Below are 268 nucleotides of genomic sequence, written 5' to 3'. Positions count from 1 at the left end.
GAGGAAAAGGGACTCATCAATCCCAAGCGGACTCCTGCCGGGTACCGGCAGTACGCGGACAGCGACGTCGAACGGCTGCGGTTTGTCCTCGGGCTGCAACGGGACCAGTATCTCCCGTTGAAAGTCATCAAGGACTACCTCGATGCCATTGACCGTGGCGAGCGTCCTGAAAACCTGCCCCCCGGGGTCACTGTATCCCCTAGGGTGGTTTCCGCGGAGATGGCCGCCGAGATCCAAGGCCGTGCGCGTGCGTTGACGGAAGAACAGC

General features: G+C 61.9%; 1 protein-coding gene. It reads left to right on the top strand.

What is annotated here, in order from left to right; translation table 11 throughout:
• On the top strand, positions 1–268 hold a 268-nt coding region (locus tag SB724_RS20380), incomplete at both ends, for a MerR family transcriptional regulator (protein WP_410572700.1).

Source organism: Bacillus sp. SIMBA_031 (assembly GCF_046535225.1).
Lineage (GTDB): Bacteria > Bacillota > Bacilli > Bacillales > Bacillaceae > Bacillus > Bacillus velezensis.
Note: the sequence above shows the minus strand (reverse complement) of the source record. Positions and strands in the feature narration are given on the sequence as shown.